Annotated in this window: 6 protein-coding genes; 1 reads left to right on the plus strand and 5 read right to left on the minus strand. The window is 57.9% G+C overall.

Annotated elements, in window-relative coordinates; genetic code table 11:
• Positions 1-68: 68 nt before the first annotated feature.
• The 5 genes from Q0K10_RS15290 to plsY form a co-directional block, all read right to left on the minus strand.
• On the minus strand, positions 69-1,982 hold the full coding sequence (locus tag Q0K10_RS15290; RefSeq protein WP_294508931.1) for a beta-galactosidase: 1,914 nt from the start codon (positions 1,980-1,982) through the stop codon (positions 69-71).
• A gap of 13 nt (positions 1,983-1,995) precedes the next feature.
• Positions 1,996-2,610, minus strand: coding sequence for a type II secretion system protein (locus Q0K10_RS15295; protein ID WP_294508934.1), 615 nt, complete (start codon positions 2,608-2,610; stop codon positions 1,996-1,998).
• A 37-nt stretch (positions 2,611-2,647) separates the two neighbouring features.
• Entirely contained in the window at positions 2,648-3,784 is a 1,137-nt protein-coding gene (locus Q0K10_RS15300; protein WP_294508937.1) for a substrate-binding domain-containing protein, read from the minus strand.
• A gap of 128 nt (positions 3,785-3,912) precedes the next feature.
• Complete coding sequence (locus Q0K10_RS15305) at positions 3,913-4,908, minus strand: NAD(P)H-dependent glycerol-3-phosphate dehydrogenase (RefSeq protein ID WP_294508940.1); 996 nt, start codon at positions 4,906-4,908, stop codon at positions 3,913-3,915.
• Positions 4,905-5,549, minus strand: coding sequence for a glycerol-3-phosphate 1-O-acyltransferase PlsY (gene plsY / locus Q0K10_RS15310; RefSeq protein WP_294508943.1), 645 nt, complete (start codon positions 5,547-5,549; stop codon positions 4,905-4,907). The genes Q0K10_RS15305 and plsY overlap by 4 nt, the downstream gene beginning before the upstream one ends.
• A 102-nt stretch (positions 5,550-5,651) precedes the next feature.
• On the opposite strand from plsY, the gene Q0K10_RS15315 reads away from it, so the two are divergent.
• Positions 5,652-6,761, plus strand: a complete 1,110-nt coding sequence (locus Q0K10_RS15315) for a Xaa-Pro peptidase family protein (RefSeq protein WP_294508946.1) — start codon at positions 5,652-5,654, stop codon at positions 6,759-6,761.
• The last annotated feature ends 136 nt before the right edge of the window (positions 6,762-6,897 follow it).

Genomic DNA, 6,897 nt, shown 5'->3' on the forward strand with positions numbered 1-6,897 from the left:
GATAGTCCCAGAGTTAAGATGAACCTTCTGCCTCTTTTTTCATCCCGCCGAATTAAAAACTTTTGAAATTACCTCATGAGTTTATACGCTCCGCGCAGGGCGGAGATCGGTGCGACGTTCGGCGTCTGGGAGATCTCCTCCCACGGGAAGTAGACTGCCGCCGTCGCGGGCAGGACGCGGCCGGTCATCAGGACGGGGGCGAGCGTCTGAGCGGCTTTGGCGACCTGGGCGGCGCCGCGCCCCTGCGGCGTCAGCACGCCGTCGCCTTCACGCAGCCAGAATCCGCGATGATTTTCTGTCCACGGCTGATGCCAGCAGTAGAAGTAGACCCCCTTGAGTCCGTGCAGAAAGGCCGGCATATAGAGCAGGTGCATGTCCGCGGCGGTTTTCTCAGTCTGGTTCACGCGCCGGAATTCGAAGTTCGATTCGAGGAACTTCAAGGTCTTGTCCCCGACCTGTGTCCGGTGGAAGTCGAGGCTCATCACCGGATCGAGGTACCCCTCGCGCTGGAACGGGTAAAGGTCGTAACCGTAGAAATCGCACGCGTCGCGGAACAGCCACGGATCGGTCGCCGTGCTCGCGGCATAATAGTCGAAATTGATCGGTTTCGGTGAGAGCGGCGTATCGGGAAGGTGCGGTTTGAGCAACCGGTACGCTTCGCGGAAATATTCCGCAACGCTGTATCGCCGGAACTCCATCCAGTCGAACCAGTCGGCGGCCGGGCCCGTGAATTTGCGCGGCGGCTCGACTTCGGAGAAATCCCGGAACTCCGATCCGTACAGTTGATTCAGTTTCGCGATGTGGCCGTAACGCTTCTTCAGCCAGTCGCGGTAGAGCCGCATCGTGTGTTTACTGTAATCGGCCAGCCCCTTGACCTGCCACGTGTGATAACCGTGCTCGTTGTAGTAGACCACCTCCTCGAGACCGGGATGCCCATTGAGCGAGTCGAGTACGCGGGCGGTTTTTTCTCCGAGGCGGCGCGGTACATGCATGGCGATGTTCTTCAGGGTTTCGCCGTCCGCGTTGACCATGAAACGGCCGTCCTCATCGGTTTCGAAGTTGACGTTGCAATGACTGAGAAAGAGCGAATCATTTCGAACTCCTGCGCTCAAACTCTGATCCGAGACGTTGTTGATGTCGCTCCAGTCGTGGCGAACCGTGAAGCCGAGCGCTCCCGACTGTGCCGAACCGTGGGCGGTGCCGATCGACATGCGGTAGGGACTGCGTTCCGGCATGATCCGGATCGGGCCCGAACAGACGGAAAAAAGTTTCTCCTTCGAATCGAACCTGACGTCCAGACGGAACTCTTCCGGCTTTCCCAAGGTGAACTCCCAGGGAACTTCGCTTGTGCCTGAAGGGATGGTCAGAAATTTTTCCCAGACGGTACGGTCTCCTGAAAGCAACCGCAGTGTCCCTGCGGCGGGGGAGGGGAATGGGTTGTCGAGTTTCATGGATTCGGAAAGCTTTTCTCCGGTGCGTGCCAGTGTGCGGCGGGGCAGCACTTCCGCCCGGATCCGGTTGGCGAAGAAGAGTTCCAGTTTCATAAGCTGCATGTGGATGTAGCAATGGGGGCGGCGCAGAATGATCCGGTATTCGGGGAACGATTCTCCACCGGGATTCAGCGTCAGGGAAAACTCCTTTGAGGAGTTGTCCTCGCCGCGCGAGTACCACGTTTCATCAGCGAGTTTCACCGCTTCGCCTTCCCGGACGCCTTCGAGAGTGACTCCGCTGATGAACCACCATTTGTTGGGGGAGCGGGAGGTCAGCACGATTTTCGAAAGTCTATCCCCTTTTTCGAGCCGGACGGAGAGCGTCACCGCTTCGGGCCTGGCCGATCCGCCGGTCCAGCTCGCGGGCAGATTTTCCACCGAGCCCGAGTCCGGCGGCCGGGAGGTAGCGAGCTCATAGACTTCGCTTCCGGAGAGAGAACCGATGATCAATAACTGCGGCAGAAGAAGCCGGGCAATCAGATGCTTCCACATTTTTTCACTCCCATTAGAAGCCCGTTCCCCAGATACGGGTAAAATTCTCATATTTTTTGATCCCCTCGGAACGGAATCCCTCCACGTGGTTGTCCAGAAATACCATATTCGCGATTCCGTTGTGGCGGAAGATCACGCGCTGCGGATCGTCCCAGCCCGGGTTGATGCAGACATAAGGTGCCTGTGCCGTGGCTTTGCCCCCTTTGGAGCTGTCCGCGACGAGAAACACTGTGGAGGCGGAACGTTTTTCTGTTTTAGAGCAGTACCAATTCGCACTCCTAAAACCGTAAACCTCAAATGGATTTTCCCAATTTTGGGACTGATAGGGGACCGCCGGACAGCGGTATACTACTTGATTTGAGTTTTTTGATGAGATTAATTTGCTGGTAATCAGGTATGTTTGCCAGTTTTTCGCATAATCTGATCCCATCCCGTCCGGCATCCACCCGTCGAACGTATCCGCATACATCAGAAGCGCGGTTCCACACTGCTTGAGATTCGAAACACAGTTGCTCGCCTTTGCACGATCTCTCGCCTGATTCAACGCCGGCAGCAGCATTGAGGCGAGAATCGCGATGATCGCAATCACGACCAGAAGTTCAATCAGTGTGAAATGTTTCCGGCTCATGGCAATTCTCCTTCCTTAAAATTATTGATGGCAGCGTTCATATCGAATACTCTCCAGTCCTGTTGGCCAGTGGTCGAAAAACTGCCGGTGCCGCTACTTCGGGAAGGTGTTTGACACTTTCTCCCGGCTTGAACACTGGCGGCAGAATGGTCTGATAACCGTTCGGCCTTTCTCCTTCAAGAATCGAAAAGGCCCGTGTCATGATCTCCTGCATCGGCTGTCGGATCGAGGTCAGTCGCGGTTTGAGTTCATCAAGGAACGGCAGGCCGTCAAAACTAACAAGGCTGACGTCGCCGGGAACCTGCTTCCCGGCATCTTTCAGGGCATCGAGGGCGCCCCAGGCGCTGTAATCGGATATCGCGAAGAGTGCAGTGATATCGAGTCCTCTCTTCAGCGCAAGCTGCATTGCGTGATAAGCACGGTCGTAACGATTGTCATCCCGCGCAACATGCGCGTCGATGATTACGGGTTTTACTCCGGCGAATTCCAGTATTTCGGAAAAACCGATTGCCCGTTCCTGGCAGGGGCGAATTCCGGGCTCGCCGAACAGCAACCCGATTTTTCGATGGTTTTGCGACAGAAGCAGACTTGCAGCCATCGCGCCTCCACGTCGGTTGTCGATCGTGACACTGTATATCGACGTATTCAGATAATCGTCGAAAAGCACGAACGGCTTCTCCTGAAGAACCCGCAGAGCCGCAATCTGATCAAGAGTAAAAAGATCACTGACCGGTGCGTAGGCAACAGCGTCGTACTGTCCCCGGATCGGACTCACCGTCGCGAGAAATTCATCATGCGATGAGACGATTACCGTGGTGACTTTCCAGTTGCGTCTATATGCTTCCGCCTCAAGAGAGGCGGTCAAAAATTCATTGTAACTGTTCTTCGGCGTTCCAAAGTGCGGGGGGCGGAAGTAGAGCAGCTTGCGCGTCAGAAATGATTCTGCCAGTTTCCCCGCCTGCTCCGTGAGATAGGTTCCTGATCCCTGCCGTTGATAAACAAAACCCTCCCGTTCCAGTTCCGCCATCACGAGCCGCATCGTTCCGTAGCTGCATCCGGCCAGTCCGGCAAGTTCGCGCGCAGTCGGCAGCTTGCGTTCCGCCGTCTTGAGTTCTTCCTCGATTTGTGTCACAACGTATCGTTTGGCCGATTGAAACAGATCTTTCCGGTTCATTTTTTCTGCTTTGCTAAAAGTGCTAAAGTGATTTTGCTCTTTAGCATTAATTATGACAAAGTTTCCGGAAAAAGTCAAGGGACGATCCCGAAAAAAAAGAAAATTTTCGGGATCGTCTCTGTTTCTGTTCAGAGCTCCGGCTTGGCGGAGCGGGACATGAGGTTCCGGACGGCGGTCGGGACGTCGCGTCCGTCGTAGAGAATCGCGTGGATCTCGTCGATGATCGGGGTTTCCGCCCCGACCCGGCGCGCGAGCGCGTAGGCCCCCTTCGCCGTGGTGACGCCTTCGGCGACGACCATTCCCATCGACTGGAGGATTTCCGGGAGCTTTTTCCCGCGGCCGAGCTCTTCGCCGACGTGGCGGTTGCGGCTGTGACCGCTCGTGCACGTGACGATCAGGTCGCCGATGCCGCTCAATCCGGAGAACGTCTGCGCCGAACCGCCCAGGAGTTCGCCCAGACGCCCCATTTCGGAGATTCCGCGGGTCATGAGCGCGGCTTTCGGATTGTCTCCGAGTTTCATCCCGTCGATGATCCCGGCCGCGATCGCCATGACGTTCTTGAGCGCCCCGCCGAGTTCGACACCGACGACGTCACTGCCGGTATAGACGCGGAAGTTGTCGTTGATGAAGAGTTTCTGCACAAATCTGGCGTCCTCGGGATTCCTGGAGGCGGCGACCACGGCGGTCGGAACCCGGCGAGACACCTCCTCCGCATGGCTCGGCCCCGAGAGTACCGCGTACCGGTTGGGCCCGAGCACCTCTTCGACCATCTTGTGGATCAAAAGCCAGCTGTCGACTTCGATCCCCTTGGCCACGTCGAGCAGAAGATGTTTTTCCGGATGGAAGTGCGGTTTCAGGGTCGCGAGCACGCTGCGCAGATACTGGGTCGGCGTCGCAAGCACCAGCAGTTCCGCTCCGTCGACCGCGCGGGCGATATCCGGCTCAAATTCGAGCGCGTCCGGCAGCCGCACGCCGGGAAGGAAACGGACGTTCTCATGTTTTTCACGCATTTCGGCGAGATACTCCGGGAAGGGACCGTACATGACAACCTCATGGCCGTTGTCGATCAGAGTCATCGCCAGGGCGGTCCCCCAGGCGCCGTCGCTTAAAACCGCGATTTTCACTGCCGCTTCCCCTTTTCCGCACTGTTGCCGAACCGGCTCTCGGTTCCGTTCAGCAGCCGTTTGATGTTCGAGACGTGACGCAGGATCGCCAGAAGCGCGATGAGCGTGAAGAAGATCAGCGTCGATGCTCCGAGCGGGAACGGCGTCGGGAGTCCGAGCCCGAAGAAGAGCGCCGCCGCCACCGGCAGCGCCGCCGCCGCGACGATGCTTGCGAGCGACACGTAGCGGGTCGTGAGGAACGTCACGAGCCAGACCAGCAGCGCGCACAGCAGCGGATATGGCGCGAGCGCGAGCGCGACTCCCGCCGCCGTCGCGACCCCCTTGCCGCCACGGAATTTCAAATAGATCGGGAAGATGTGTCCGAGAATCACCGCCAGCCCCGCCGCAAGTGCGAGATTTGCCGTATCCTGAGTGAAGACGGAATTGACGAGCGCGACCGGAAGCGCCCCCTTGAAAAAGTCGAGGAAGAAACAGATTTTCCCCTGTACTTTCCCGACGGTCCGGGTCACGTTCGTCGCGCCGATGTTGCCGCTGCCGACCTTGCGGATGTCGATCCCGTGCAGCCGCCCGATCAGATAGCCGAACGGAATCGCGCCGATGAGATACGAGGCCGCCGGAACAATGAAATACTCCAGATTCATGAAAATCTCCCGTTTTTTCGATTGAAACCCGCCCGGGGGAATACTATATTTCTCCATAAGATACCTCGGAAACGTTTTTTTGCAAATGGGGAGTGTGTGGAAATGCCCAAAATCGTGCGTCTGATCGTCGCGTCCGGAGAAACCTCAAGCAACTTGCGTTATGCGGCCGGATTTTCCGCGCCGGATGAGTTCATCTGGTTCGACGACGGTGCGGGGCGCCGCGGAGTTGTCATGTCCGCGCTGGAGTTCGGACGGGCTTCGCGCTCGGCGCGGCCCGATACGGAGGTGCTGCCCGAGCAGCAGTTCGGTGCCTCCCGGCTTGAGATTCTCTCGAAACTCGCGGTCGAACTGCGGGCGGACGGCTATCTTGTCCCGGAGGATTTTCCGCTGTTTCTTGCGGATCAGCTGCGGAAGAACGGCATTCCGGTCGTTGCGCACAGCGGACCGTTTTTCCCGGAACGTGAGTTCAAAACTTCCGATGAGGTTGAGAAGATCATCCGGTCGCAGCGGGCCGGCGAGGCGGGCTGCCGCCGTGCGTTCGCCGTGCTGCGCGAGACCGATATCGATTCCGCGGGGCGGCTGATCTGGAACGGCGAAGTTCTGACCAGCGAGATCCTGCGCGGTGAGATCGACCTTGAAATGGTGAAGCTAGGGATGCTTCCGACCGGAACAATCTGCGCGGGGGGCGAGCAGGGGTCGCAGCCGCACAACGTCGGTTCGGGGCCGCTCTTCGCGAACCGCCCGATCGTCATGGATATTTTTCCGCGCTCGGCGGAGACCGGTTACTGGGGGGACCTGACCCGGACGGTGGTCCGGGGGCGGGCGCCCGAGATCGTCCGGAAAGCGTATGACGCGGTGCTGGCCGCGCGGGAACTGGGCAAGTCGCTCATTGCTGTGGGCGCCGATCCCGCTGAGATTCACCGGGCGGCCGCCGCGAGCATGGAGAAAGCCGGTTTCCGAACCGGCCAGAACGAGAAATCCGCGTTCGGTTTTTTCCACGGTCTCGGTCATGGGGTGGGGCTCGACATCCACGAGTCTCCGCGCCTCTCGCCGCGCAATGCGAATCCGCTGCGCGGCGGGGAGGTCGTCACGGTCGAACCGGGGCTCTACTATCCCGAGTGGGGCGGAATCCGGCTTGAGGATCTCGTCTATCTCTCTCCCGGAAACGCTCCGCAGTGTCTGACCGAACTTGAGGATTTCCTCGAACTCTGATGCTGTCTGCTCCAGATTTTCGACAGCCGGATTCTGTATCTATTTTATATAAATTATACTGAGGTAATTTCAAAAGTTTTTAATTTTGGGGGATGAAAAAAAGAGGCAGAAGGTTCATTTTAACTTAGGGGTAGCA

It is taken from the genome of uncultured Victivallis sp. (assembly GCF_944391105.1).
Classification (GTDB): Bacteria; Verrucomicrobiota; Lentisphaeria; order Victivallales; family Victivallaceae; genus Victivallis.

Coding starts and splice junctions, on each gene's coding strand:
- Q0K10_RS15290 (WP_294508931.1), bottom strand. CDS start 1,982: ATGTGGAAGCATCTGATTGCCCGGCTTCTTCTGCCGCAGTTATTGATC.
- Q0K10_RS15315 (WP_294508946.1), top strand. CDS start 5,652: ATGCCCAAAATCGTGCGTCTGATCGTCGCGTCCGGAGAAACCTCAAGC.
- Q0K10_RS15300 (WP_294508937.1), bottom strand. CDS start 3,784: ATGAACCGGAAAGATCTGTTTCAATCGGCCAAACGATACGTTGTGACA.
- plsY (WP_294508943.1), bottom strand. CDS start 5,549: ATGAATCTGGAGTATTTCATTGTTCCGGCGGCCTCGTATCTCATCGGC.
- Q0K10_RS15295 (WP_294508934.1), bottom strand. CDS start 2,610: ATGAGCCGGAAACATTTCACACTGATTGAACTTCTGGTCGTGATTGCG.